A 26,101-nucleotide genomic window follows, 5' to 3' on the forward strand; every position below is an offset into this window, starting at 1 on the left:
TATTATTAAAAGGTAGCACAAATAAAAGAAATAATGAGGTATCAGAAAAACTAACGTCTGATTTTATTGATAACACCTGACATTCTTAGTATAAGCAGATGAAGGCTTATTGCCTCATCTGCTATAATCCTAACATTATAAAATTAATTATTTGTTGATACTTGCTGTAAATCAATAAGGGAGGTACAAAATGGGAGACATTAAAATAGTAGAATATGACAAAGCATATGCGAAGTCATTAGCAGACATGTGGAATATGAGTGCTGACAGTTGGGGTAACTCTGGTAGCATATATACTGAAGAAAGTGTAATTGAAGAAAATGAAAACACAGGTAACTTAAACATATATATAGCATTAGATGGAGATGAGGTGGTTGGATATTGTAGTTTTTCAGAATACAGAGAGGATGAAGGAGCCTTATACATTCCTTTATTAAATGTTCGTCCAGATTACCACGGAAAAAAGGTGGGAAAGGCATTAGTACTTCAAGCTGTTAAGAGAACTATAGAGTTAGGATGGCCTAGGCTTGACTTATACACTTGGCCTGGCAATACAAAGGCAGTCCCTTTATATAAAAAATGTGGCTTTTTCTGGGAAAAAAGAGATGACTCCACCCATTTAATGAATTTTATACCTACAGTATTGCAAACAGAAGCCGTACAAGAATTCTTTGAGGCGTTTGACTGGTATCAGGATTGTAAAAGAAATATTGATGTAAAACCAGATGGAAGTGAAGAAGATAATTTTTCAAACTATGAGTACATATGGGAGAAAGATGGAAAGCATCTAAGAATGGCCTTTGACAGGAAGGGAAGAGGTTTACGTTTAATAGAGACTGATGATTATCTAATAAGTGCAGATATCCAAGAGCAAGAACTTGTATTCGGCAAGGAATACAATATTAGCTATAATATTGTAAATAAAACTGGAAATAAATTAGATATAGCTATTAATGGTAAGGATGATAAAAATATAAAGTTTTCCTTTGAAACGGTTTCGTCAGTAGAAGATAAGAAAACTGTAACCGCTAGATTTTTTGTTGATGCAATTGAAGAGGAACAAAATCATTGGAGAACTCATCCTTGTGTAACAGCTGATATAACAATCAATGGGAAAAGTGCTGTATTTAAGGTAGGAATAAATCCTAAGTTTCCAGCAAAGATTTCTTTATCAGCACCTAATACACATAAGTTAAAAAATATGAACTCAGAATTCTATATCGATATTGAAAACAGCTTTAAGGAAGAGGCAGTATTTCAGTTTGTCTTACCTGAATCAGATAATATAATAATTCAAAATAGGAGCTTTAATGTAACTTTAGCTGCACAAGAAAAAGCTTCTATAGCTGTGCCATATATTTTAAATAAACCATTTTCATATGAAGCTACCCTAAGTATTAAGGCAAGTCTTTCAAATAATTTTGTAGAATTTAAAAGAAAGATATCCTTACAATTTAGCGGCTATGATGGTAGATTCGGCGGAGAAACAGACGAGTATTGGTGTGTGTTTAATGGAAATTACTCGTTACAGTTAACTAAATTTAATAATGACTTAATATTAAAGAGAATACCTGAAACCAGACATGAAGTGGTAGTATTTTATCCAAAGATTGGCTTACCATTTTCTCTAGAATTCTCAAAAGAAAGACCTTACACAGTAGAGAACTACTGTGGAGAGGATTATATTGCTTTAAAAGCTTTTTATAAGTCAAGAGACTTTAAACATATTCAGATAGTATCTATATCTAAATTATATGCTAATGGTTTAGTTGAACACAGCTACGAGGTGCATAATACCAGTGATGTAGATGCTGATGCTGAAGTATGGTTAAGTCAGAGCTACTATTATGGGCTTGCAGATGCTGTTATTCCATATGAAGATAAATACATAGAAATAGATGGAGAAGATAGTAGCGGTTTAGAGTTTTGGGATAGCAGTAAAATTACTGAGAACTGGATTTTCTCCAGTGAAAAAAGTGCAACTATCGGTCTATGCTGGCCAGAGAAGGATAAAATAAAATTTAACGGCTGGTATTTGTCAATTGAAAAAAATCTAGGTAAGATTCCTGCACATGCAAATATATGCACAGAACCATGCTATATGGCAATAGATACTTTTAAAGATTGGAAGGAATTAAGAAAATTTGCATTGAAGGATAATTGTCAAGACAGGAGTAGATTGAGTACGACTGATAAGCTTGAACTAAATATTAACAATGGAAATCCATTTGTAGGTAATGGCTTTGATGTGAAGATAAAAGATTATAGAAAATCATATTTTGATGGAAAAATGAAACTAAGCTCGACTAAGGAATCCTTTAAAGAGCTTGAGAAAAAATTCAGCGTTACTGATCAAATTAATGAAACTGTATTTTCTGTTAATGGAGGTAATATCCCTAAGATTGATACACTTTCATTAGACATTGATTTCGATGCAGTATTGCTACAAAAGAAATCTGCAGTATTTAAAATTAATGAAAATGTAATATTTAAGAAGAATAAAAATATGGAGAAGGGAATAGAGACATTATCATTGGATAACGGAGAAATAACAATTAAAACCTCTCCACAGTTTTCAAATACTATACACTCTCTATTATATAAGTCTAAGGAATGGTTAGATACTTCATTTCCTTCATCTAGACCTAAATCATGGTGGAATCCATGGTTTGGTGGGATAGCAACATTGCCAGATGAAATGACTAACAGGTCATTTAATGAAGAAGATAGAGAAGCAGATTTCGTACAGCTAAAAGATAGTGTGGGAAATACTTGGAGTGGAATAGTCATAAAAACAAATATTAAGAAAAATGAAAAACTCAAGGGACTTAAGATAGCGCAATACTATTTAATGCTTCCAGGAGTTCCAGTTTTGTGCCAAACTACTGAAATTGTTCAAGAGACAGGTTATTATTTTAGCTCTATGCCTTTCATGACAGATATGTATTTTAAGCTAGATGATGAGTATAAAAACAACATGGTAACCATAGAGACTCTTTCAGGACAATTAACAACTTATAAGGCTGTAAAGGATTATGAAATGAAAACAAAAGGAACCCTGTTTTTCAGTAGTGTAAATAGAGAAGATAAATTGATGGTATATAATAATGGAGATATTCCTGCAGGCTGTTTTACTAATAGTGAAGTAATAGGAGCTTATATAATTAACAAGATGGATATTAAGAATAATGAGAGAATTTTTTTGCCACCAAGTTTCCTAATATTCACTAAAGAAGTAATGAATCATGATTTGTTTAAGGTTTTAAAAAATATAAAGTTTTAGGAGAATAGTCATATGAAAATAATAGATGCTCATTTACATTTTTCAAAAATTGAAAGCTTTAAAAAGACAGCTAAGGAAATTTCATTTGTAGATTACTCTGCAATAGGTCTAAACAAGGAGTTTGAGAACAATAACATTATAATGGGGATTGGGATGGGAGTAACAGAGGAGCTAAGAGGAGGGTTCCCTGATATTTCCTCTTCTAATCCTATGAACTTAGACTTGGAGGCTAAATTACCAAGTAATTTAGCATATTGTGTTGGCATAAATCCTGTTAAATTGATAGATGAACGAAAGGAGCAAGAGCTTTTTCAAATAGAAGAGGAACTAAAAAGGGATGCCATTGGCATAAAGATATATGCAGGGTATTATCCGTTTTATGTTTACGATGCTGTATATGAACCAATATATGCCCTAGCTGAGAAATATGATGTGCCTGTTGTGATACATAGTGGAGATACCTATTCTGATAGAGGCTTACTTAAATATTCTCATCCCTTGGCTATAGATGAGTTAGCAGTTAAATATAGAAATATAAGATTTGTAATAGCACACTTAGGTGACCCATGGGTCATGGAAACAGCAGAATTAATCTCTAAAAACTCAAATGTATTTACTGACATTTCAGGATTGATTGTTGGAGATGAGAAAGAAGTTGAGAGATGGAAAAATGAAAAGCTTTTTGTAGAGCATATTAAAAGAGCACTTATATATGCAGATAATTATTATAAGATACTATTTGGTTCAGACTGGCCACTAGTTCAAATAGGTCCATATATTGAGTTTATAAAGGAACTTATTCCTGTAGAATTTCACGAACATGTATTTTATAGAAATGCACTACATGTATTTAGTAAGCTAGATAAGTGAAAAAATATTGCAGTTGATAAGAATTAAATACATTTTGATTATTAGTAATCAAGTTTTTGAACTTTGCAACGATCTATTAGAGAAAATTTAAAAGGAGTGAAGCATTATGAGAACAAACTTTATAAAATGCGATTTTTCTGAATTAGATGAGTTTATTAGTGAGTATAAAGCTCTATTATTATCACCGATGGATTCTTTTTTAGAGGACCACATTAGTGAAAGTGAACATTTTTTAATTACTATAGACAACAATAGGGCTGGCTATTTTTCAGTACATAAAAAGGAATTATTAACACAATTTTATCTAAGTAAAGAATATAGATATTTAGGACAAGAGATTTTTTATAAAGTAAAGAAGGTGCAGTATATAAATCAGGCCTTTGTTTCTACAGGTGATGAATTTTTCCTTTCACATGCATTAGATGAGTATAGGAGTATTGAGAAACAAGCTTACTTTTTTAGAGATTCAATGAAGCAAATTAAAGAGGATAAGATAGATAAAAGTCTTAGTATTAGGGTTGCGGAGCATTGTGATATTGAAGAAATTCAAAAAAATAGTGGAAAATTCTTTGATAATCTGAATGAAAGTATATTAAATGAAGAAATCTATATTGTTAGCAAAGATAATAATATAGTAGGCTTTGGAATTATGGAAAGAGGTACTATAATGAAAGAGTATACCAGTATTGGAATGTATACCTTAGAAGCATTTAGGCAAAAGGGAATAGGAAGAAACATCTTATTGATGTTAAAAGAGATAGCATACAAGAAAAATCTAAAGCCAATAGCAGGTTGTTGGTATTATAATCATAACTCGAAAAAAACACTTGAGAGTGCAGGAATGCACTCAGATACAAGATTGCTGAAAATTCACTACTGATGAGTATATCACATATTTTTTGATTAATTGTAATCAAAGTGATAAACTAGTAATATATGTTATTTAATAACAATATTTTGAGGGGGTGCAACAATGCAGGTTAGTATGTCAAGGTATTTGCAAGAAAAGAAATGGCTATTAAAGGAGATAGTTTCTGAATTATCTAAGTCTTTTGGTTATGTATCAGTATTAGGAACAGATATATGTGGCAAGACATATTCTGTCTATAAGACAGGAGCTGGTATTAGCGATTCTGAATGGACTGAAAGAGGTTTTGTAGTTAGAGTTCATAATGGATACAACTATTCTGAGTATTCCTTTAATGAGCTTTCAGAAGAAAAATTAGATTTTTTAATTAAGACTGTAAAAGATAAGGTTCATGAAGATATCAAAAATTTAAAGGATAAATCAATTAATATGAGCACTTATCCAGTAATTGAAGAGGAAAAAATTACAGATAGTCTTTTTAAAGAGGTACAAATACTACCAGAAGCAGTAAGCGCAGAAGAAAAGATTAAAAAGATGACTAGAATTAAAGATGAAGCCTTTACATATTCAAGTTTACTAGTGGACTTCAGAATAAACTATGGAGAATGTCATGTATCGAAAGTATTTATTTCCAAAGACAAAGATTTAGAACAATCCTACATATGGAGTCAAGGAAGTCTTTCGGCAGTAGTTAGAAAAGATAATAATACAAAATTCTACTATGATAGTGTAGCAGGCCTAAAAGGTGTTGAGATACTTGATGAGATCCAGCATAAATCAAAGGAAGTAGTAGAGTGTGCCGAAAAACTTTTAGATGCTAAAAAGATGACACCAGGAGAATATGATGTTATTTGTTCACCAGAAATAGCAGGCTTAATAGCTCACGAAGCATTTGGACATGGTGTAGAGATGGATATGTTTGTTAAAAACAGAGCAAAAGCTGTTGAATTTATCAATAAAGAAGTAGCCTCACACTTAGTTACTATGCATGATGGAGCAGCAGCTACTGAAAATGTCTCTTCTTACTTTTTTGATGATGAAGGCGTTTTAGGAACAGATACTATAATAATAGATAAAGGGATATTGAAAACTGGAATATCAGATTTACTTTCAGCTATTAGATTAGGAACAAAACCAACTGGAAATGGTAAAAGGGAATCCTTTGAAAGAAAAGCTTACGCTAGAATGACTAACACTTTCTTTGAAGGGGGCAAGGATAAACTGGAAGATATGATTGCATCTATAAAGGAAGGATATCTTCTAGATTGTATGTTAAGTGGTATGGAGGATCCAAAGAACTGGGGTATTCAATGTATGATACTTTTAGCAAAGGAAATTAAGGATGGAAAGCTAACAGGAAATATCATGTCTCCAGTTATTATGACTGGATATGTGCCGGATGTTTTAAAATCCATCTCTATGGTTTCTGAGGAAGTTGAGATATTTGGTTCAGGAGCTTGTGGAAAGGGCTACAAAGAATATGTAAAAACAGCTGATGGAGGCCCATATATTAGAGCAAGAGTGAGGTTGGGATAATGATAGAGAAAATAAAAGAAATATTATCAAATATAAAAGGCATAGATGGATGGAAACTCAATGAAAAAAGAGTAGAATCAAAGGAGTTATTTTTCATAAAAAAAGAACTTGATATGAACAGAGCTAAAGATGTACACCATATTAAGCTTACTGTTTATAAGGATTTTGGTGAAGATGGCAAAAAATACAGAGGTTCATCTACAACCTTATTGCATCCTACTATGAATGATGAAGAAATCACAAATGCAATAGCTAATGCACTATATGCAGCTAGTTTTGTAAAAAATCAATACTATCCATTAGTAGATCCTAAGGTGGAAATTCAGCCTACAATGGAAAATAAGTTTTCAAGAGAACCTTTGTCAAACTGGATGCCAAGACTAACAGAAGAAATATTTAAGGCTGACAAATATGATAAGGGATGGATAAACTCAGCAGAGCTTTTTTTAGACAAGATAAAACATCGAATATTAAATTCTGAGGGAGTAGATGTGTCATACGAAACCTATAGAGGAGAACTTGAATTTATTACAAATTGGAAAGAGTATGAAGAAGTAGAACTCTACAAAGATATACTTTTTGCAGATTATGATGAGAAACTAATAAGTGAATCAATAGATGAAATGCTTAAAATAAGTAGAGACAAGGCTATAGCAAAACCAACACCTGTGCTGAAAGACATTCCAGTAATATTATCTGGAGAACCAGTTAAAGAACTTTTTAACTATTATTATGCTCAGGCATCAGCTCGTTTAGTTTATGAGCAAACATCAACTGCTAAGCTAGACCGAAGTATACAAGGTGACGAGGTAAAAGGAGATAAAGTTAATATTTCTTTAGAACCTTATCTAGAGAATTCTACTGCTTCAGCACCTTATGATGAAGATGGTCTAAGACTTTCAAAAGTTTTACTTTATGAAAATGGTGTCTTAAAAAGATATTGGGGAGATACAAGATTTTCACATTATTTAGGCATTAAGCCAACAGGAAATATTAGAAATATTGTAGTAGAAGGTGGAAGTAAGACTCTAGAAGAAATTAAAGACGGACCTTATTTAGAGCTTAAAGTATTTTCAGATTTTCAAATGGATACACTGACAGGTGACTTTGCAGGAGAAATCAGACTAGGCTGGTATAATGATGGAGAGAAAACAGTACCAGTGACAGGAGGCTCTATTTCAGGAAATATCAGTGATGTCCATAAAGAGATGTACTTATCAAAAGAAACTCAGAAAATAAATAACTTTAGTGGACCAAAATCAATTAAGCTATTTAATGTAAGTATAGCAGGAGTGGAATGAGCAGATATCTAAAATCTTCGATTTTGTAAGACTTCTTAAATAGACTTAACCAAAAACACCGTTAGATTGATTAAATCCAACGGTGTTTGATTATCTATTTTACTGTATCTGCAAGCTCAATAAATCTTTCAATATCCTGTTCAACAAGCTTCAAAGAGCTTCTCCAGAAATCTATGGAGCGAACATCTATGCCTACCATCTTAGTTACATCTGCAATATTATTTCTTCCAGTGGCCACTAGAAGCTTATTATATTCAGGAACAAAATCATTGCCACGCTTTAGATATTCTGCGTAAATTCCTTTAGCAAATAGTAAACCAAATGCATATGGGAAGTTATAGAAATTTCTTCCTGCAGAATAATAATGGGACTTGTTAATCCACATATAAGGATGTAGATAATTATGGTCTAGTCCGTCTCCATAAGCTTCTTTTTGGGCGTTTATCATTAATTCTTTTAATTCCTTCACGGATAGTGCACTATCTTTTCTCCTTTCGAAAAGATTGGTTTCAAAAATATAACGACTTAGTATATCTACTATAACTTGCCCAGCATCTGAAATAGATGATTCTAATATTCCAAAGGCTTCTTTCTGAGAAGCTTCTTTTAATGCTGCATTAACTACTATGGTTTCACAAAAAATAGAAGCTGTTTCAGCTAATGGCATAGGATAGCTGCAATTTAAAATTGGCTCATTTTTTAAGCAGTGACCATGATATCCATGACCTAGCTCATGAGCTAGTGTAGTCATATTGCTAAAGCTTCCGTTGAAGTTTGCCATTATACGGCTTTCCTGAATTGGACGAAGATTAGAACAGAATGCTCCTCCGCGTTTTCCTTCTCTAGGTTCTGCATCAATCCAATTGTTTTCAAAAGCATTATCAGCAAAGTTTGCAAGTTCATCACTAAAGCTTCTGAAATTCTTTACAATATAATCTCTGGCTTCATCATAAGTAAATGTAATATTTACTTCTCCCATTGGAGCAAACATATCATAAAAAGGAAGTCCATTTGAATGACCTAGAAGTTCAGCTTTCTTTCTAAAATATTTGCGAAATGCTGGCAAACTTTCCTTCATAGCAGCAAGCATAGCATCAAGAGTTTCTTTATCCATTCTAGATTTTAATAATGTTTCTTCTAATGGAGAAGAATAACCTCTAAGACCTGATGTTGTGATTACTTCGCCTTTTATTCCATTTAAGCAAGCAGCAGAAGATTCTTCAATTTTTTTATATGACTCAAGCTCAGCATAATAAGCTGTTTTCCTCACTTCAGGGTCCTTTTCATAAGCTAAGTTTCTTACTGCTGGTAATGGTAGCTGCTTTTTTTCTCCATTTAGTTCAATATCTACTAATAGTGTAGATGTTATCATGTTTTGAAGCTTAGACCAAGCTGTAGAGCCTGTGTTTCTCATTTTAGAAATAATAATCTCTTCTTTTTCACTAAGTAGATACTTAGCATCATTTGCAGCTTCTCTTATTATAAATTCATGCTCTTTTAATAAATCTGATGCGTTAAATAATTCATTAAGATTTTCAATGCTTCCAATCCATTTTTGATAGCTAACAAAAGCTTTTGTTAATTCTGAATATTTAATGCTTAACCTATCTGACACCTTAAGTGCTTCTTCATTTTTTGCATCTACACTAGCTGTCAGGTGTGCAAATGAAGATAATTTAGAAAACAAAGTTACAAATTCAGACATGCGTCTTATGTACTCTTCTGCTTTTTCTACTGCATTCTCTTTAGAATTAAAGCTTAGCTCTGTCCATTCTTTAAATTCATCAATTTTTTTACAGAGCTTATCCATGTCAGCTTTAAACTCCTGTGATTCAAAAGATGGATAAAGCTCTTTTAAACTCCACCTCATATCCATATCACCTCAAATTATTTATTTTTGTATATTTTATATACATACTAATAATACAATTAAAATATAATATAATCAATAAAAATATTTAGACTCACGAAATACAGTTTATATGAAACTGCCATTTTTTATTGTGAAAACCTTACATATTAGTATAGTAAGTTTTTTGATAATATATCTATATGACAATATAACTTGGAGGGAATTTTAATGTTGAGAAATTTACTATTAAAAGGATATGGGAATGAACAAAGATACAACTGTTCAGAAAAAATATTATATGGAGCTAATGAAGTCTATAATCTAGGCTTAGGAAAGGAAACTATGAAGCTAGCTGCTGGATTTGGCGGAGGTATGGGCATAGAAAATACATGCGGAGCTCTAGCAGCATCAGTTATGGTATTAAGTAAGCTTTTTGTAGAAAACATAGCTAGTGAAAGTGATATAAAAGAAATAACTAGTGAGTTTTTAAATAGATATAAAAATGAAATGAAAAGTGTTGAATGTGCTTCACTGAAGAAGGACTACAAAAATGAGGAAAAGGGTTGCCATGATGTAATTATCAAAGCTGCAGAGATATTGGATGATATAGTAACTGAGAGAATGCAGGGATAAAACAGATTCTATAAATGTTTGCTTAATGTTTCTGTTTTATCAACGATATAATGTAGAAGAGACTAGTTCACTCTAGTCTCTTTCACTTCCTATACGAATCACTTCTTCCATCTTGCTCATTATGTATTCATATCCTCCGGGACTGTGGGGAATAATACATTTTGAACAGTCCTTTATATCACAATTATAAACAAAGTTTCCACCACATTTATCTTTTAGCATATAAAGTGGGCAATAGCAAAATAAGCAGTTAAATTTTTCAGTATCTTTAACCTGATGGCAAGGGAAGTATTCGCATTTTGAATTTTGTACAAACTTATAATTATGACCCATTTCAAACTCTCCTTAATAAATACTTTATTAAACTATTTATATTATATAATATAATAATACATATTGCATTAAGATAAATACACTGAAATATATTTTCAAGCTCATACAGTATTTAAATGCATTTCTAAAAAGTTTCTGTACAGAGGTGATTAAAATAAAAGCAATTTTCTTAGACAGGGATGGTGTCATCAACGATAATAAAAAGCATGTTAATAAGCCTGAGGATTTAATAATATATGAAGCTGCTAAAAATGGGATAAAGCTACTTTATAATGAAGGTTATATGATTTTTGTTGTGACTAATCAGGGTGGTATTGAACTAGGACATTTAACTCATGAAAGGCTTGATAGGATACATGAAAAATTAGTTGCTGAACTTGAGCCTTTTTGCAAAATAACAGAGATAATGTACTGTCCTGACTTTAGTAGAGAGTCTGACTGTAGGAAGCCAAAGCCTGGTATGATATTAGAATTAGCAGAGAAGTATGACATTGATTTAAATAATAGCTGGATGATAGGAGATATGGAAACAGATATTGAAGCAGGGAATAGTGCAGGCTGTAAAACAGCTAAAATAGGACAAAAAAGTGAAAATGCAGATATAAATGGAAAGGATTTAGAAGAAGTAGCTTATAAAATAGTTAGCTATAAAGCCTAACATTTTACAAACAGGTAATATTTGCCTATTATATAAGCATATAAAAGCAAAAATACATATAAAAACAAATACGAATTGATAGACTAGATAAGTGATAAGAGGTCTATTAATTTTTTTTTAACGAACAAAAAATCCTCTTTATTCAAAGAAATAAAATATACCATATCTAAATGCCAATCAATCATAATAAGATACATTAGGAATTTTATTAATTACTATGTTCCAGTATCAAAGAAAATAACAGAGAAATCTTTTCAATTTTTTTGACTGGAACGATAATTTCATATATTAATACCGTTGAAATGAATATAAGATATTTAGATGCTAACATTACTGAAAGCTATAAAATGCAGATAAAATTATTTACTAATAAACCTTCCCTTGTTTTTTGATATCAGGAAGGGTGAAGGTTTTTTAATAATAAATAAAATTTTGCATATAATATATTGTTTAAGATGGATAAATATAAAATCAAAAAGAGGTGAGAAGAATGAAACTAGCAATAGTAACTAGTACCATAGCGCCTTTAATGCTAGAACCTAAATTTAATACAGAAAAAATAGATGAAGCTTTATGTGGTATGACTTTAGAAATTTTAGAAGAACTTTCTAATGGATGGTATTATTGTATTACTGGCTATAGATATAAAGGATATGTTCATGATAGTTGTATATCCATTGATACTGAAAAAACATGTAAATGGAAAGAAGAAGCAAAAAATATTATTAATCATAGATATGTAGATGTCTTAGCAAAGCCTAAATATCAGTCCCATATTATTCATAATCTAGTAAAAGGCTCTAGAATTAAGCTTACTGATGAGACCTCTGATGTATGGTCTAAGATAATCCTACCTGATGGTAGGAAAGGTTGGATAAAATCAGTGTATATAAGTCAATATTTAAATTCTTTTAAAAACATACCAGAGGAAGAGTTAAGAAATAATTTAGTCAATACTGCCTTAGACTATATGGGAACTCAATACAGATGGGGAGGGAAATCACATCTTGGAATAGACTGCTCAGGCTTATGCTCTATAGCATATTTAATAAATGGAGCTACTATTTATAGAGATGCTCAAATAAAAGAAGGATATGATATGAGAGAAATATCTAGAGAAGAACTAAATAAAGGGGACTTGATATTCTTTCCAGGTCATGTTGCTATGTATATAGGTGGTGATAAATATATTCACTCCTCATCAAAAAATAGCGGAGTACGAATTAACAGCTTAAATCCAAAGCATATTGATTATTGGGGAGAACTTGCAAAGACAATAATTAAGTATGGGAGCATATTTAAAAAACAATTAAGAATCAATGATTGAGAATTTTTTATCAGAGGAATGACAGAGGGTTATTCTTTTTTGTTCTAACCTGATTGTCTGAATGTTCTTATAAGAAGATCGAGTTAGATCAAACTGATTAAGTCAAACCTAATTTGTAGGTTTATGATAGGAGTGTCAGCTAGGATTAAATTAGTGAAGAGTAGTCAATAAAAGACAATTGTGTTGAAAGAGACTGCGAAATTTATTTATCGAAATTTTCTAACATTTTATTAACAAATAATAGAAAATAATTGAAAATTCTAATACTTTAGTATATTATTTATGCTAAGACATTTTTATATAAGGACCTTGATAAAATTGCTTGTATTAAAGAAAGGAGTGTACTAATGAGCAGAAAGGCACCTAAGAGGAGAAAAAAGACAGTTAGAAGAAATATCATTATTACAGTGTCAATAGTCCTAGCATTAATTATATTAGAAAGAAGCTATAATAGCATGGCTAAGTTCCAAACAATTGCAGAAGAAACTTCTTACTATGGAATAATAGATGCAAAATTTACATATTTCGAAAAGAAAAAGGATTTTGATTACATATGTAGTGTACTAGAAGAATACTATCCTTTCTTTAAAGTAAATGAAAGACTAAACGATGTAGACTGGCTAAAAAATAAAAGTAAGTATAAAAGAATAATTAGAAATACAGAAAATGATACGGAATTTATAGCGGCTATGAACAATATTTTAAATGATTTGAATGATAAAAATACGTTTATTTTAACAGGTGATTTATATAAGCGTTTTTATAAACACTATTATCCTAAAAGACGTGATATTTTTCATTATGATAGAGTAGTTGCAAGATACAACTTTGACGGGACCTTTGAATTAGATCCAAATAATGACTTTATATTTCATAATGGGCCTGTTTTAGATACCAAGGTACTAATTAAAGATGAACTGGCATATATGAGAATCAAGGCTATGTCTTATTACCATGTTGAAGAAGACTATCCTAAGATAAAGAGCTTTTTAAAGGAAGTAGAAGACTACGATAAGCTCATTATAGACATAAGAGGAAATGAAGGTGGCTTTGATGAGTATTGGGAAAAAGTAGTAGGGTTACTAATAGATAATGTGCACAGTGCTGAGTATTATTCTTTCTTTAAGCAAAAACCAAAATCAATACTTGATTCTTTTGTAATTTCTAATGACAAAACAATAAAATATTTGGCTGGAGAGGTACTTGATCAATTTCCACCAGAAATAAAGGAAGACTTTAACTTTTATAAAAGGAACCTAGTTAGTATAGAACCAGAGGGAGATGTGAGTTTTAAAGGTAAAGTATACTTATTAGTAGATAGTGAAGTCTTTTCAGCTGCTGAAAAATTTGCAGCCTTTGCAAAAGATACAGGATTGGCCAAATTAGTTGGAGAGACCACAGGTGGAGGAATGACTTTTGATGAGATTCCTATGGCATATACGCCATATGGAGGATACATAATATGCTACAGTAGAGAGCTTGTTATGAATTCTGATGGTACAATAAATATGGAAACAAAGACTATACCACATATTGTAGTGGATGATACTGATCCGAATGATGATTTTAGGCAGGACAAGTGTATTCAAGCTGTAATTCAAGATAAGATTTAAGACAAGGGGATGACACTTGTCTTGTTTTCTATTTCAAGTATGATAGTACTCGTAGAGAACATTAAAACCTGATACTCAGATACAAAAGCAAATGCATCTGTAGTTTTAAAAGACTTATTGATTTATACATTATACGGAAATAGAACTGTTTTATCTTCTAGTATTATAAAAATACTTATAAAGATATAGGCATTGCAAGTATAAGAAAGTATCAAAAGTAGTTTATAGCTATTATTTTATAAAAACTAATCATTAATATGAAATAACAATAAAGACATGACTTTTAAGTCACGTCTTTATTGTTATTTCATATTAGCCTACTATCTCATTATAAGCCATTTCAAGCATTTTCTTTAAGTTTTCTTTGTTAGTTGTATAATAATAACGGTTGCTTATACTAGGTTCAAAGTTTAGAATACCTAGCTCAAGGAGTAGATTTAGATGGTAAGATAAAGTAGCAGTAGTCAAGTTAAAATAATCAGCTAACTCCTTATTATACCAAGGACGCTCACTAGTGACTTTTATAATTTCTAACCTTTTTTCATCGGAAAGAGCTTTAAACAAGGTTTTACATTTTTCTTGAGTTAATCTATTATTGAACCTAGGTTCTATATAATGACCAAATTCCATAATAAAAGTATCATCTATATAATAATGAACAAATCCTAAGTCTATGAAAAAGCTAACGAACAGCCTCAATTTTTTTTCTTCAGCTACTATTTTAGAATAATCGCCTAAACCAATAGTATTTAAAAAGTACGTAGGATCTTTTTGAAACAAGTTATTATGTTTCATGCATCTTTTTTCCATAAATTCACATACTTTTTTTTCGAAAGGTAGATAATATAGTTCATAAAATATCTTGAATACTTCTAGTATTTCATTTTTAAATTCTTCAGAATGATTCTTTATTTGTATAAAAAGTGAGGCTAATTCTGCACTATATAGATTTGTTAGGACGCTTTTTATTTCTTCATTATCACTTTCGAGAGGAATGTCTAGATTATATCTTTGAAAAATCTCATGAATTATATCCATACCATTTACTTCTTTCAAAACTTCTATCAATTCTTGAGGTTCATTTAGCTTTTCAATTATAACTAATTCAAAGCAAAAGTCTAAAACTCCTGGAAACTTAGAAACTATGAATAATATATTATTCATGAAAAAGGGAGAAACATTATCATCAACATAATTTAACCATTCTTTCACATCTTTACTTGGTGAAAAATCTAAAAGTCCCTTTGCAGAATCCCCCTGAAAATCTTTACTGTTCCAATTAACTTGTTGCATTTTGTGAATTCCATACTTATACACTGAAGCAATAAGCTCCAAGGCCCTATTATATTCTATTTTATATTCCAAACTATTCCCCCCCGTGGTTTATTTACTGTATTACCATAATATAATATTGGAGATAATAAATCAATATAATGTTAGAAATTATTCTAACGTTATAAGATAAATATTGAACATATATAAAATTTGATATATAATAATTTGTGAAAACGTTAACCTAATTATACTATAGCTATATTATAAGGCTGAAGGGGGATTAGAATGAATAGCAAAGGGACTGCAAGGATTAGTGTTTTTGTTTTGGTAATGCTACTATCATTAAGCACATTAGTAGCATGTTCTAATGAAGAATACATAACAACAGCAAATGAAGCATCCTATTATGGAATAGTAGAAACTAATCTTAGTACAGAAGAAAAATTAGAAGATTTTCAATACATGTATAATCTTTTAAAAGAAAATTATACTTTTTTTAAAGTAAATGAAAGATTATATGGCATTGATTGGTTAGGAAATCACAAAAAGTATGAAAAAATAATTAAGAACACAAAAAATGATGCAGAATTTTTTGTAGCTATAAATAATATTTTAAGCGATTTAAACAACGACCACACACATGTTTTTTCAGGTGAAGTATATAAGCGTTATTATAAACATTTTTATCCTTTTGAACACGAGGTTCTTAATTATGAAAAGTCCAAAGAAAGATATGGATTTAATGGTAACGTGGAAACAATAGAGTTAAATCCTAATTCAAACTTCTTAATAAGCGATGAACCAGTACTAGAAACTAAAGTATTAATTGAGGACGAACTAGCATATATGAGGATTAAGTCTATGTCTAATTACCATATCACAGAAGATTACCCCAGAATTCAAAAGTTCCTAGAAGAAGTAGAAGATTATGAGAAGCTTATTATAGACATTAGAGGCAATAGCGGGGGTTTTGATGACTATTGGAAAAATATTGTAGGATTTTTAATAGATGAAACATATAAGGTGGAGTATTATTCCTTCTTTAGAGGAGACTACAGAGACAAATATGAAATGTACAAGGTAGCTACAGGAAAGCCAATAGAAAAGCTAGATGAAAGCATATTGGAGAAGTTTCCGGAAGAAGTAAAGACAGACTTTGACTATTATGATAAAAACTTTGTTATAGTACAACCTTGGAATTTAGTTGATTTTAAGGGGAAGGTTTACTTACTAGTAGACAAATATGTTTTCTCATCTTCCGAAAAATTTGCATCCTTTGCTAAGGATACAGGCTTTGCTACACTAGTTGGAGAAACAACTGGAGGAGATAGGGTGTTTCCAGAAATCCCTTTTGCCTACTTACCAAATAGTGGATTAGTATTCAGATTTAGTAGTGAGCTAGGGATAAATGCTGATGGCACTATAAATATGGAAACTAAAACCGTGCCTCATATTATAGTAGATGATCCTACACCTAATGATGATTTTAAACAAGATAAATGTATCCAAGCAGTTATAAATAATAAGTAAATGAGTTGGTGTGTAGGAAATGGTTTTATTAAAGGAAATAGCAACGGAATGCTTAAACCTCGAGATATGGCTACACGTGCTGAAGTAGCTACTGTTTTGAAGCTTTTTATAGAAGCTATTTCTAATTAACTAACTTTGTTCTAAATAGGTTTATATATAGCAAAAAGTTGTGAATTGAGCAATTAAGAAATGAGGTGCACTATTTAAAGTGGGTCTTAGTTTTGAAAAATTATATTTCATAGATGAACTTAGAGCAGGTAAGTGAAATTGGGAGATTAAATTTTGTTAAAAAAGTTAGTCATTAATTTAACAAAAATGACATTAGAAAAGTGTTGACTAATGTTAGAAAATATTCTATACTAAACCCAAGAAACATAGAAAAATTTTATATCTATACCAGACATGGTAAAAACTAAAATTTTGGAGTTAAGAGAAATTCTCAACAACTCCAAAAAATTAAAATGGAGGGACAGTACATGAAAATGAAAAAGTATTTATCTCTAGCAATTGTATTAGTGTTACTCCTAACAACTCTTGTAGGTTGTGGGGAAAACGGTTCCGATGCTGACGTTTCAAAACAAGGAACTGAAGGCGGACAAGCTACTACACAAGAACAATCAAATAATCAAGAAATTGACAGTGAACAATATTTAAATGTAGTTCTAGGTGCTGAGCCAAGTACACTAGATCCATCTAAAGGCTCAGATATGTATTCAAATGGAATACTTAACAACGTGTTAGAACCACTTACAAGACTAGAGGAAAAAGAAGAAAATGGAAATATTGTCAACTTTGTTGCACCTGCTGGTGCAGAGTCTTGGGAACCTAATGAAGATGGGACAGTTTGGACATTTAAAATAAGAGACAATATGTGGTCAGACGGAGTACCTGTAAGAGCACAAGACTATGAATATGGTATAAAAAGATCAGTAGCTCAAGAAACAGCATCTCCATATGCATTCTTATTAGAGCCTATTAAAAATGCAAGCAAGGTTAACAGTGGGGAGCTTCCAGTAGATGAGCTTGGAGTTAAAGCTATAGACGAAAAAACTCTTGAAATAACTCTTGAATCTACAACTCCATATTTCTTGTCGCTAACTTATCAAAGAGTTACTCTACCACAAAGACAAGATATAGTTGAAAAGTTTGGTGACAAATATGGTTCAGAGCTTGATACATTGGTTTATAATGGACCATTTACACTAACAAAATGGGTGCATAATAGCGAACTAGTTCTTACTAAGAACGAAAATTATTGGGATAACGAAACAGTTAAATTACAAAATATTAATCTTAAGATAATTCAAGACGAAAATGCTAGATATAACTCTTTAGCTAATGGTTCTATTGATAGTACAGAGGCTAATAGACCAGAGTGGAGAGAAAAATTCATGGCAGATGAAAACTTACGACATCTTGAGATAATTAACCCTACTACTTTCTTTGTATTCTTCAATACTCAAGATGAAGTGTTTGGTAATGCTAACATAAGGAGAGCTTTCTCAGCTGCTATCAGTAGAGAAGAGATAGCTAATGTTATATTCAATGGAGTAAACGTACCAGCTCAAGGTTGGGTTCCACCAAGTATGTCAATTGGTGACCAAGAATATCGTTCTATTGTTGAAGAACCAATTCAAACATTAATTAATGAAAATCCAGATCCTAAGGCATTATTAGTTAAAGGATTAGAGGAACTAGGTTTAGATACAAATCCAGCAAATCTTACTATAAAAATTAGTTTAGGTGGAACAGATCAATGGTTTAGAACTTATGGTGAGTATTTACAACAAATGTATAATAAAAACCTAGGAATTAATGTAGAAATAGAAACACTCGACTGGCCAGTGTTTAGTGCTGCAGCTGAAAAAGGTGATTTCCAAGTAGGTTATATGGCGTGGGGAGCAGACTTTAATGATCCTATATCAATGCTAAGCCTATTAAAATCAGATGCTGGTGCTATAGCAACTGGTTGGGCAAATGAAAGATATGATGAACTTATTAACTTAGCAGCTAAAGAAATGGATCAAGAAAAACGTTTAGAATACTTCAAAGAAGCTGAAAAAATACTATTATATGATGAAGCGGCATTAGCACCAGTAGTTTATCCTAGATCAAATGTATTTAGATACAAATATGTTCATAATTTAGGAGTCACACCATTTGGTACTCAAGGATATAAATACGCATATACTCAAGGTAGATAGGAAAGGTACTTTGATAGCAGTTTATGGGCATGCCATAAACTGCTATTTTGTCAAATATGGTAAGGAGGAAGATTATGGGCAGGTACATTATAAAGAGAGTTGGATATATGTTACTTACTTTATGGATTATAACAACGCTGACGTTTTTCTTGATGCATAGCATACCTGGAGATCCATTATCACATATGGCAAAAAATTTACCAGATCAAATTAAAGCCAATTATTATAAAAAATATGGACTAGATCAGCCTGTTCATGTACAGTATGGTAAGTTTATGAAAAATGTACTTACAGAGGGCAATCTAGGAGAATCATTAAGATATCCTGGTAGATCAGTTACTGAGACTATACTAAAAAATGCTAAAGTATCAGGAAGATTAGGACTTCAGGCAATAGCTATTGGAGTAACTATAGGTATTACTCTTGGAATAATAGCAGCATTAAATAGAAATAAATGGCCAGATTATTTAGTTATGTTTATTGCAATTTTAGGAGTTACTGTTCCAGTATTTATTATTGCAGCACTACTTCAGTATGTATTCACGGTGAAATTTGAACTCTTACCTACAACTGGTTGGGGTAAGTTTAAGCATACAATACTTCCTACAGCAGCTATGTGCCTAGGCTCTATAGCCACATATGGAAGATATATGCGTTCAAATGTGCTAGAAGTTATAAATCAAGATTATATACTTACAGCACAAGCTAAGGGAGTTACACCATTTAATGTTGTAAGAAAACACGTACTTAGAAATGCTATACTTCCTTGCATTACTATTCTTGGACCACAAATTGCTGGTATTTTTACAGGTTCTTTTGTCATTGAAAGAATATTTGGTATTCCTGGCTTAGGATTTTATTATATAAATTCCATCAATGATAGGGACTTTACTATGATTATTGGTACTACAGTTTTCTATGCAGCGCTATTCGTAGTTTCCCAACTAGTGGTAGATTTACTTTACGGTGTTGTAGATCCTAGGATTAGAGTTTCAAAAAACAGCAGATAGGAGGTTAAGAATATGGAAAGTGTTTCTGCAAATAAATTTAGAAAAGTTGGTATAGATACTTCTAAGTCTGAGACAATTGCCCGACCAAGTATGAGCTATTGGCAGGATGCTTGGAGAAGATTAAAGACAAATAAGGTTGCTATGCTAGCTATTATAATACTTATGCTTATAGTGATTATGACAATAATAGGCCCACATATAAATGGATTCAAATATGAGGAGATCAACAAAGACGCAAATGGTGTAGTTAAGATGAACTTAAAGCCAAATTCTGAGCACTGGTTCGGAACAGATATTTTAGGTAGAGATTTGTTTTCTAGAGTATGGCAAGGAGGACGAGTATCTATAATTATCGGAATTACTGGTGCTTTAATAGCTACTGTAGTAGGTAGTATATACGGCGCCATAGCAGCCTACTTTGGTGGAAGAGTTGATACAATTATGATGAGAGTCGTTGAAGTTCTAATTTCTATACCTTATCTAATAGTTGTTATTTTAATTTCCATAATTACAGATAGCAAAAGTCTAGGTACTATGCTTCTTTCTCTAACTCTAACTGGTTGGTGTGGTATGGCAAGACTAGTTAGGGGACAGATGCTACAGATAAAACAACAAGAATATATTATGGCAGCAGAAGCCTTAGGTGTTAGGCCATGGAAGATTATAACTAAGCATCTAATACCAAATTCTCTTGGAGTAATTCTAGTTTCCATTACATTTGATATTCCAGGTTATATATTCTCGGAAACCTTCTTATCTTATATAGGATTGGGTATTCAAGCTCCTAATACTTCTTGGGGAGCATTAGCCTCATCAGCTCAACAATTTATTATGTTTTATCCTTATCAAATGTTCTTCCCAGGACTTATGATTGCTTTGACTATGTTGTCATTTACATTACTAGGTGATGGACTTAGAGATGCTTTAGATCCTAAACTAAGACAATAAGGAGGAGCTACAATGAATAAGATACTAGATGTTAAAGACTTAAATATATCTTTTCATACTTATGCAGGAGAAGTTAAAGCAGTAAGAGGTATTAGCTTTGATTTAGAAAGAGGAGAGACTTTAGCTCTTGTTGGAGAGTCTGGTTGTGGAAAGACTGTTACAGCAAAGGCTATTCTAAGACTACTAAAAGAGCCACCAGCAGAAATAAAAGCAGGTTCACAGATTTTATTTGATGGTGAGAATGTTATAAATATGAATAAAAAGAGATTAAGCTCTTATAGGGGAGAGGATGTAAGTATGATATTCCAAGACCCTATGACTTCTTTAAACCCAACTATGACTGTAGGTAAGCAAATTATGGAAGCCTTAAAAATACACAAGAAGATGAAAAAAAGAGAGGCAGAAGAAGAGGCAATTAGGCTTCTTGAAACAGTTAATATCCCTAATGCAAGGGAAAGAATAAAAGCATACCCTCATGAACTATCTGGAGGAATGAGACAGAGGATAATGATTGCAATTGCGCTGTCATGTAACCCAAAGATTATTATAGCTGATGAACCAACTACAGCCCTTGACGTTACTATTCAAGCACAGATTATGGACTTGCTTAATGAGTTAAAAGTAAAGTTTAACACAGCAATTATCCTTGTAACCCATGACCTTGGAGTGGTTGCAAATTTTGCAGATAGAATTCAGGTCATGTATGCAGGTAGCATTATAGAAACTGGAACTAAGAATGAAATTTTTTATAATAGTATGCATCCATATACTTGGGCTTTATTAAATTCTGTACCAAGACTTGATACTAAGAGTAAAGAGGAGTTATATTCCTTAGGTGGTACTCCACCTGATTTGATACTTCCTTTACAAGGGTGTCCCTTTGCATCTAGATGTGAGTATGCAATGGAAATATGCTTAGAGCAAAAGCCTGAGGTAACTGAATTGTCTAGCACTCATAAACTATCTTGTTGGCTTCAACATCCAGATGCTCCTAAAGTAGAAAGACCTAAGTCATTGAGAGGTGAAATACATGAGTAATAATAACTTAATAGAAGTAGTAGATTTAAAAAAGTACTTTAAAGTAGGCAAAAATGCAACATTAAAAGCAGTAGATGGGGTGTCCTTTAATATAAAAAAGGGTGAGACATTAGGTTTAGTTGGAGAGTCAGGATGTGGAAAAACTACTTGTGGTAGAACTATACTAGGTATTTATGAAGCAACTGGTGGGCATGTTTATTTTGATGGAAAAGATGTTCATTCAATGAGTCGTAGTGAAAAATTAAAATTTAAAGGCAGGGCTCAGATTATATTTCAGGACCCTTATGCTTCTCTAGACCCTAGAATGACTATAGGAGAGATTATTGCAGAGGGAATGGATGTACATCACAAGCTAAGTGACACAGAAAGACGTAAAAAAATAGAAGATTTGCTTCAGAAAGTAGGCTTAAATTCAGAGCATAGATTGAGATTCCCTCATGAGCTTTCAGGAGGACAAAGACAGAGAATAGGAATAGCTAGGGCCTTAGCTGTAGAGCCTGAGTTTATAATGTGTGACGAGCCTATTTCTGCGCTTGATGTTTCTATTCAAGCTCAAATAGTAAACTTACTAATTAAGCTACAAAGAGAAATGGGATTAACATATTTATTTATTTCACATGATTTATCTATGGTAAAGCATATCTCAGATAGAGTAGGTGTTATGTATTTAGGTTCAATGGTTGAATTAGCTAGTAATAGAATTTTATATGAAAAACCACTGCATCCTTATACTCAAGCATTGATCTCAGCAATACCGATACCAGATCCAAAGGTAGAAGAAACAAGAAATAGAATTAAACTAGAAGGAGAGGTACCAAGTCCTATTAATCCACCAGAAGGATGTAAATTTAGACAAAGATGTATGTATGCTAAAGATATATGTGGCGAAGTAACCCCAAAACTAAAGGAAGTAGACAAGGAACACTTTGTTGCATGTCATCTATTTTAAACCCATAGGAGAGTATGGATTTCCAGTAAAATGTGATTTAACAAAGATTTTCCCTAAATTTAGAATTGCTACTGAAGTCTTTGTTATATAAATGGACAGATTAAGGGGGCAATAAAATGTTAAATAAATCAACTATAGATGACATATTTAATATAGCTTTATCAAGCGGCGGAGATTTTGCAGAAGTATTTGTAGAAGACAACTTTTCTACAGAGATAGCCACTGTTGGAGGACATATTGAAAGAGGAATGAGTGGTAGGGATTATGGAATAGGCATTAGAATATTTGATGGATTAAACAGTATGTATGCCTATACCAATGATTTATCAAAGGATAATTTGCTAAATATTGCCAAAAAAGCATCTAAAGTTCTTAAAGGTGCTAAAAAAGATTTAGTAGTTAACTTTGACAAGTTAGTAGAGCCTAGTATTCATAGATATAAGATACTACCAAGTAGTGTAGACTTGTCAAGAAAAATTGAACTTATGAAAAGAGCTACAACTGCTGCAAAGAACTATGACGAACTAATATCTCAAGTTACAGTAAATTATTTGGATCAAGAGCAAAATGTGCTTATAGCAAATACAGAGGGAGTATTTGTAGAGGATAAGAGAGTAAGAACTAGGATGCTAATATTAGTAGCAGCAGAGCATGGAGGGCAAATAGAAACAGGTTATATAGGACCAGGGGCTTTAAGGGGACTGGAGTTTTATGACACAATAAATATTGAAGATTATGCAAGAGAAGCAGCTAGAACTGCTAAAACTATGGTGCTTGCTGAACATTGTCCTGCAGGTGTTATGCCAGTAGTAGTTGATAACGGGTTTGGAGGACTAATGTTCCATGAAGCTTGTGGTCATAGTTTAGAAGCTTCATCAGTTGCAAAGGGTCTTTCCGTATTTTCTAATAGAGTAGGGGAGCAAATTGCATCAGATATTGTTACTTTAGTTGATGATGGTTCTATTGTTAATTCATGGGGGTCACTTGGAGTAGATGATGAAGGTAAGAAAACTCAAAAGAATATCCTTATAGAAAATGGGATTCTAAAAGGATATATGATTGACAAGCTAAATGCAAGAAGAATGGGTATGGAATCAACTGCATCAGGTAGGAGACAAAATTATAGATTTGCGCCAACTTCTAGAATGACTAATACTTATATAGATAATGGAAACAGTACTAAGGAAGAAATAATTCAAAACACTGAGAGAGGTTTATTTGCAAAATACTTGAATGCCGGATCAGTCAATCCTGCTACAGGAGATTTTAACTTCTCGCTTTCAGAAGCTTATTTAATTGAAAATGGTAAAATAACTAAGCCTGTTAAGGGTGCTACTCTTATTGGTAATGGAAACAAGATGCTTCAAGATGTAGATATGGTAGGTAACAACCTACAAATAGGACAGGGTTATTGTTATGCAGCTAGTGGTGCACTATTTATCGGAGCAGGACAGCCTACTATTAGAGTAAAATCTATGATTGTAGGTGGAAGGGAGGAAGCATAATGGATATTCAGATATTATTCCAAAAAGGAAAAGAGTATGGAATTGAAGACATGGAAGTCTATATTGTGAGAAATTCATCTACAGCCTTCAATATTTACGAAGGAAATTTGGAGGGCTATAATGTAGCAGATGAAAAGATCTTATCCCTTAGAGGTATTTACAATGGAAAAATGGGATATTCTTATACTGAAAAGCTTATGGAAGACTCCATTGATGAATTACTTAAGAATTTAATCCAGTATGCAGAAAACAACGACAGTGAAGATATAGAAGTATTATCTGCTCCAGATAATAAATATGAAAATACTGAAAAAAAGGCAAATAAATTAGATAAATATACAGATGATGAGAAAATAGAGTTTTTGAAGTCTATTGAAAAAGCTGCCTTTGCTTATGATGAAAAGGTAAAAGCAGTAGAATCCTGCAGTTACTATGAACGTACCAATTCAGTTTTCATAGTAAATACAAAGGGCTTAGAGCTAGAGGATACATATAGTGTAGCAGTTATAGATCTTTCCGTTGTAGCCAATAATGGAAATGAAATGCAGACAGGCTACACTCATATGGTTATAGATGATTTATTAGATGAGTATAAAGATGTATTAGTTAAAGAAGCAGCTTCAGATGCTGTAAGTATGCTGGGAGCTACATCAATAGAGTCTAGAAACTATGAAATAATATTGAGAAATAATGTATCAGCAAACCTGTTTAGCAATATGTTGCAAGTGTTTTTAGGAAATATTGTTCAGAAGAATTTATCCTTAATGAAGGGAAAAATTGGTGAAAAAGTAGGAGTTTCAGATTTAAATATAGTAGAGAATCCATTAATGGATAAAGGAATAGTATGTAGAACCTTTGATGATGAAGGTACCCCTACTTACTCCAAGCACATAATTAAGAATGGTGTTTTAAAAACCTTCCTTCATAACAAAAAAACAGCAGAAAAAGCTGGCTTAAAGTCAACTGGAAATGGTTTTAGAAATTCTCACAAAAGCTCCATAGGAGTTGTATCTACTAATATGTATATTGAAGAAGGAGAACAAACCCTAGAGGATATGATAAGTTCTGTAGATGAAGGAATTATGATTACAGATATACAAGGATTGCATGCCGGCATAAATCCAACATCAGGAGACTTTTCATTGTCATCTAATGGTTTTTTAATAGAGAAAGGACATATAACAAAATCATTGTGTCAGATAGTTATTTCAGGAAATTTCTACAAACTGTTAAACGATATACAAGCCATAGGAAATGATACTAGGTTTTCATTTCCAGGCGGAAATTATTTTGGTTCCCCCTCAATTAAAATAAAAAGTTTAACAGTGGCTGGTAAATAATATAAAAAAACAAGTTAAGCTCTGGTGT

Annotated in this window: 21 protein-coding genes; 18 read left to right on the forward strand and 3 right to left on the reverse strand. The window is 32.0% G+C overall.

Features of this window, described 5'->3' with window-relative positions; genetic code table 11:
• The first annotated feature begins 190 nt into the window (after positions 1–190).
• The 5 genes from DW1_RS03310 to DW1_RS03330 all read left to right on the forward strand — a co-directional run bounded on the left by DW1_RS03310 (position 191) and on the right by DW1_RS03330 (position 7,858).
• Positions 191–3,283, forward strand: coding sequence for a GNAT family N-acetyltransferase (locus tag DW1_RS03310; protein ID WP_074349214.1), 3,093 nt, complete (start codon positions 191–193; stop codon positions 3,281–3,283).
• Between the two features lie 12 nt (positions 3,284–3,295).
• The gene (locus tag DW1_RS03315) at positions 3,296–4,153 is read left to right on the forward strand and encodes an amidohydrolase family protein (protein WP_074349215.1); all 858 of its coding nucleotides are present in this window, start codon (positions 3,296–3,298) and stop codon (positions 4,151–4,153) included.
• 106 nt (positions 4,154–4,259) lie between these two features.
• Entirely contained in the window at positions 4,260–5,033 is a 774-nt protein-coding gene (locus DW1_RS03320; protein ID WP_074349216.1) for a GNAT family N-acetyltransferase, read from the forward strand.
• A 93-nt stretch (positions 5,034–5,126) separates the two neighbouring features.
• Positions 5,127–6,557, forward strand: coding sequence for a TldD/PmbA family protein (locus tag DW1_RS03325; RefSeq protein ID WP_074349217.1), 1,431 nt, complete (start codon positions 5,127–5,129; stop codon positions 6,555–6,557).
• Positions 6,557–7,858, forward strand: coding sequence for a TldD/PmbA family protein (locus DW1_RS03330; RefSeq protein ID WP_074349218.1), 1,302 nt, complete (start codon positions 6,557–6,559; stop codon positions 7,856–7,858). The genes DW1_RS03325 and DW1_RS03330 overlap by 1 nt, the downstream gene beginning before the upstream one ends.
• Positions 7,859–7,952: 94 nt before the next feature.
• On the opposite strand, the gene DW1_RS03335 is transcribed toward DW1_RS03330, so the two are convergent.
• The gene (locus tag DW1_RS03335) at positions 7,953–9,734 is read right to left on the reverse strand and encodes a M3 family oligoendopeptidase (RefSeq protein ID WP_074349219.1); all 1,782 of its coding nucleotides are present in this window, start codon (positions 9,732–9,734) and stop codon (positions 7,953–7,955) included.
• A gap of 204 nt (positions 9,735–9,938) precedes the next feature.
• Between DW1_RS03335 and DW1_RS03340 the strand changes: the two genes are divergently transcribed.
• Positions 9,939–10,343 (forward strand): C-GCAxxG-C-C family (seleno)protein, encoded by a 405-nt coding sequence (locus tag DW1_RS03340; protein WP_074349220.1) that lies wholly within the window; start codon positions 9,939–9,941, stop codon positions 10,341–10,343.
• A 72-nt stretch (positions 10,344–10,415) separates the two neighbouring features.
• Here DW1_RS03340 and DW1_RS03345 read toward each other — a convergent pair whose 3' ends face one another.
• Positions 10,416–10,676 (reverse strand): cysteine-rich small domain-containing protein, encoded by a 261-nt coding sequence (locus DW1_RS03345; RefSeq protein ID WP_074349221.1) that lies wholly within the window; start codon positions 10,674–10,676, stop codon positions 10,416–10,418.
• Positions 10,677–10,821: 145 nt separating this feature from the next.
• Here DW1_RS03345 and DW1_RS03350 point away from each other — a divergent pair, with 145 nt between their 5' ends.
• The 3 genes from DW1_RS03350 (at position 10,822) to DW1_RS03360 (ending at position 14,274) form a co-directional block, all read left to right on the forward strand.
• A complete protein-coding gene (locus tag DW1_RS03350) occupies positions 10,822–11,334 on the forward strand; it encodes a D-glycero-alpha-D-manno-heptose-1,7-bisphosphate 7-phosphatase (protein ID WP_242942428.1) in 513 nt (170 codons plus the stop codon).
• Positions 11,335–11,824: 490 nt separating this feature from the next.
• Positions 11,825–12,661 (forward strand): C40 family peptidase, encoded by an 837-nt coding sequence (locus DW1_RS03355; protein ID WP_074349222.1) that lies wholly within the window; start codon positions 11,825–11,827, stop codon positions 12,659–12,661.
• A gap of 347 nt (positions 12,662–13,008) precedes the next feature.
• Positions 13,009–14,274, forward strand: a complete 1,266-nt coding sequence (locus DW1_RS03360; RefSeq protein ID WP_074349223.1) for a S41 family peptidase — start codon at positions 13,009–13,011, stop codon at positions 14,272–14,274.
• Positions 14,275–14,586: 312 nt separating this feature from the next.
• On the opposite strand, the gene DW1_RS03365 is transcribed toward DW1_RS03360, so the two are convergent.
• On the reverse strand, positions 14,587–15,639 hold the full coding sequence (locus DW1_RS03365) for an ArsR family transcriptional regulator (protein WP_074349224.1): 1,053 nt from the start codon (positions 15,637–15,639) through the stop codon (positions 14,587–14,589).
• A gap of 195 nt (positions 15,640–15,834) precedes the next feature.
• Between DW1_RS03365 and DW1_RS03370 the strand changes: the two genes are divergently transcribed.
• The 9 genes from DW1_RS03370 to DW1_RS03410 all read left to right on the forward strand — a co-directional run bounded on the left by DW1_RS03370 (position 15,835) and on the right by DW1_RS03410 (position 26,073).
• Positions 15,835–17,079 (forward strand): S41 family peptidase, encoded by a 1,245-nt coding sequence (locus tag DW1_RS03370; protein ID WP_074349225.1) that lies wholly within the window; start codon positions 15,835–15,837, stop codon positions 17,077–17,079.
• The gene (locus DW1_RS03375; RefSeq protein WP_083605510.1) at positions 17,080–17,208 is read left to right on the forward strand and encodes an S-layer homology domain-containing protein; all 129 of its coding nucleotides are present in this window, start codon (positions 17,080–17,082) and stop codon (positions 17,206–17,208) included.
• Between the two features lie 347 nt (positions 17,209–17,555).
• Positions 17,556–19,283 carry a peptide ABC transporter substrate-binding protein gene (locus DW1_RS03380; protein ID WP_074349226.1) on the forward strand — a complete coding sequence of 576 codons (1,728 nt, stop codon included), beginning with the start codon at positions 17,556–17,558 and terminating at the stop codon, positions 19,281–19,283.
• Between the two features lie 74 nt (positions 19,284–19,357).
• Positions 19,358–20,293 (forward strand): ABC transporter permease, encoded by a 936-nt coding sequence (locus tag DW1_RS03385; protein WP_074349227.1) that lies wholly within the window; start codon positions 19,358–19,360, stop codon positions 20,291–20,293.
• Between the two features lie 12 nt (positions 20,294–20,305).
• Complete coding sequence (locus DW1_RS03390) at positions 20,306–21,241, forward strand: ABC transporter permease (RefSeq protein WP_074349228.1); 936 nt, start codon at positions 20,306–20,308, stop codon at positions 21,239–21,241.
• A 12-nt stretch (positions 21,242–21,253) separates the two neighbouring features.
• Positions 21,254–22,279, forward strand: coding sequence for an ABC transporter ATP-binding protein (locus tag DW1_RS03395; RefSeq protein ID WP_074349229.1), 1,026 nt, complete (start codon positions 21,254–21,256; stop codon positions 22,277–22,279).
• Positions 22,272–23,228 (forward strand): ABC transporter ATP-binding protein, encoded by a 957-nt coding sequence (locus DW1_RS03400; RefSeq protein WP_074349230.1) that lies wholly within the window; start codon positions 22,272–22,274, stop codon positions 23,226–23,228. Before DW1_RS03395 ends, DW1_RS03400 begins: the two co-directional genes overlap by 8 nt.
• A 116-nt stretch (positions 23,229–23,344) precedes the next feature.
• Complete coding sequence (locus tag DW1_RS03405; protein ID WP_074349231.1) at positions 23,345–24,733, forward strand: TldD/PmbA family protein; 1,389 nt, start codon at positions 23,345–23,347, stop codon at positions 24,731–24,733.
• The gene (locus DW1_RS03410; RefSeq protein ID WP_074349232.1) at positions 24,733–26,073 is read left to right on the forward strand and encodes a TldD/PmbA family protein; all 1,341 of its coding nucleotides are present in this window, start codon (positions 24,733–24,735) and stop codon (positions 26,071–26,073) included. Before DW1_RS03405 ends, DW1_RS03410 begins: the two co-directional genes overlap by 1 nt.
• Positions 26,074–26,101: the final 28 nt, after the last annotated feature.

Origin of the sequence: Proteiniborus sp. DW1, from assembly GCF_900095305.1 — a bacterium.
Classification (GTDB): domain Bacteria; phylum Bacillota; class Clostridia; order Tissierellales; family Proteiniboraceae; genus Proteiniborus.

Coding starts and splice junctions, on each gene's coding strand:
- DW1_RS03310 (WP_074349214.1), top strand. CDS start 191: ATGGGAGACATTAAAATAGTAGAATATGACAAAGCATATGCGAAGTCA.
- DW1_RS03315 (WP_074349215.1), top strand. CDS start 3,296: ATGAAAATAATAGATGCTCATTTACATTTTTCAAAAATTGAAAGCTTT.
- DW1_RS03320 (WP_074349216.1), top strand. CDS start 4,260: ATGAGAACAAACTTTATAAAATGCGATTTTTCTGAATTAGATGAGTTT.
- DW1_RS03325 (WP_074349217.1), top strand. CDS start 5,127: ATGCAGGTTAGTATGTCAAGGTATTTGCAAGAAAAGAAATGGCTATTA.
- DW1_RS03330 (WP_074349218.1), top strand. CDS start 6,557: ATGATAGAGAAAATAAAAGAAATATTATCAAATATAAAAGGCATAGAT.
- DW1_RS03335 (WP_074349219.1), bottom strand. CDS start 9,734: ATGGATATGAGGTGGAGTTTAAAAGAGCTTTATCCATCTTTTGAATCA.
- DW1_RS03340 (WP_074349220.1), top strand. CDS start 9,939: ATGTTGAGAAATTTACTATTAAAAGGATATGGGAATGAACAAAGATAC.
- DW1_RS03345 (WP_074349221.1), bottom strand. CDS start 10,676: ATGGGTCATAATTATAAGTTTGTACAAAATTCAAAATGCGAATACTTC.
- DW1_RS03355 (WP_074349222.1), top strand. CDS start 11,825: ATGAAACTAGCAATAGTAACTAGTACCATAGCGCCTTTAATGCTAGAA.
- DW1_RS03360 (WP_074349223.1), top strand. CDS start 13,009: ATGAGCAGAAAGGCACCTAAGAGGAGAAAAAAGACAGTTAGAAGAAAT.
- DW1_RS03370 (WP_074349225.1), top strand. CDS start 15,835: ATGAATAGCAAAGGGACTGCAAGGATTAGTGTTTTTGTTTTGGTAATG.
- DW1_RS03375 (WP_083605510.1), top strand. CDS start 17,080: ATGAGTTGGTGTGTAGGAAATGGTTTTATTAAAGGAAATAGCAACGGA.
- DW1_RS03380 (WP_074349226.1), top strand. CDS start 17,556: ATGAAAATGAAAAAGTATTTATCTCTAGCAATTGTATTAGTGTTACTC.
- DW1_RS03385 (WP_074349227.1), top strand. CDS start 19,358: ATGGGCAGGTACATTATAAAGAGAGTTGGATATATGTTACTTACTTTA.
- DW1_RS03390 (WP_074349228.1), top strand. CDS start 20,306: ATGGAAAGTGTTTCTGCAAATAAATTTAGAAAAGTTGGTATAGATACT.
- DW1_RS03395 (WP_074349229.1), top strand. CDS start 21,254: ATGAATAAGATACTAGATGTTAAAGACTTAAATATATCTTTTCATACT.
- DW1_RS03400 (WP_074349230.1), top strand. CDS start 22,272: ATGAGTAATAATAACTTAATAGAAGTAGTAGATTTAAAAAAGTACTTT.
- DW1_RS03405 (WP_074349231.1), top strand. CDS start 23,345: ATGTTAAATAAATCAACTATAGATGACATATTTAATATAGCTTTATCA.
- DW1_RS03410 (WP_074349232.1), top strand. CDS start 24,733: ATGGATATTCAGATATTATTCCAAAAAGGAAAAGAGTATGGAATTGAA.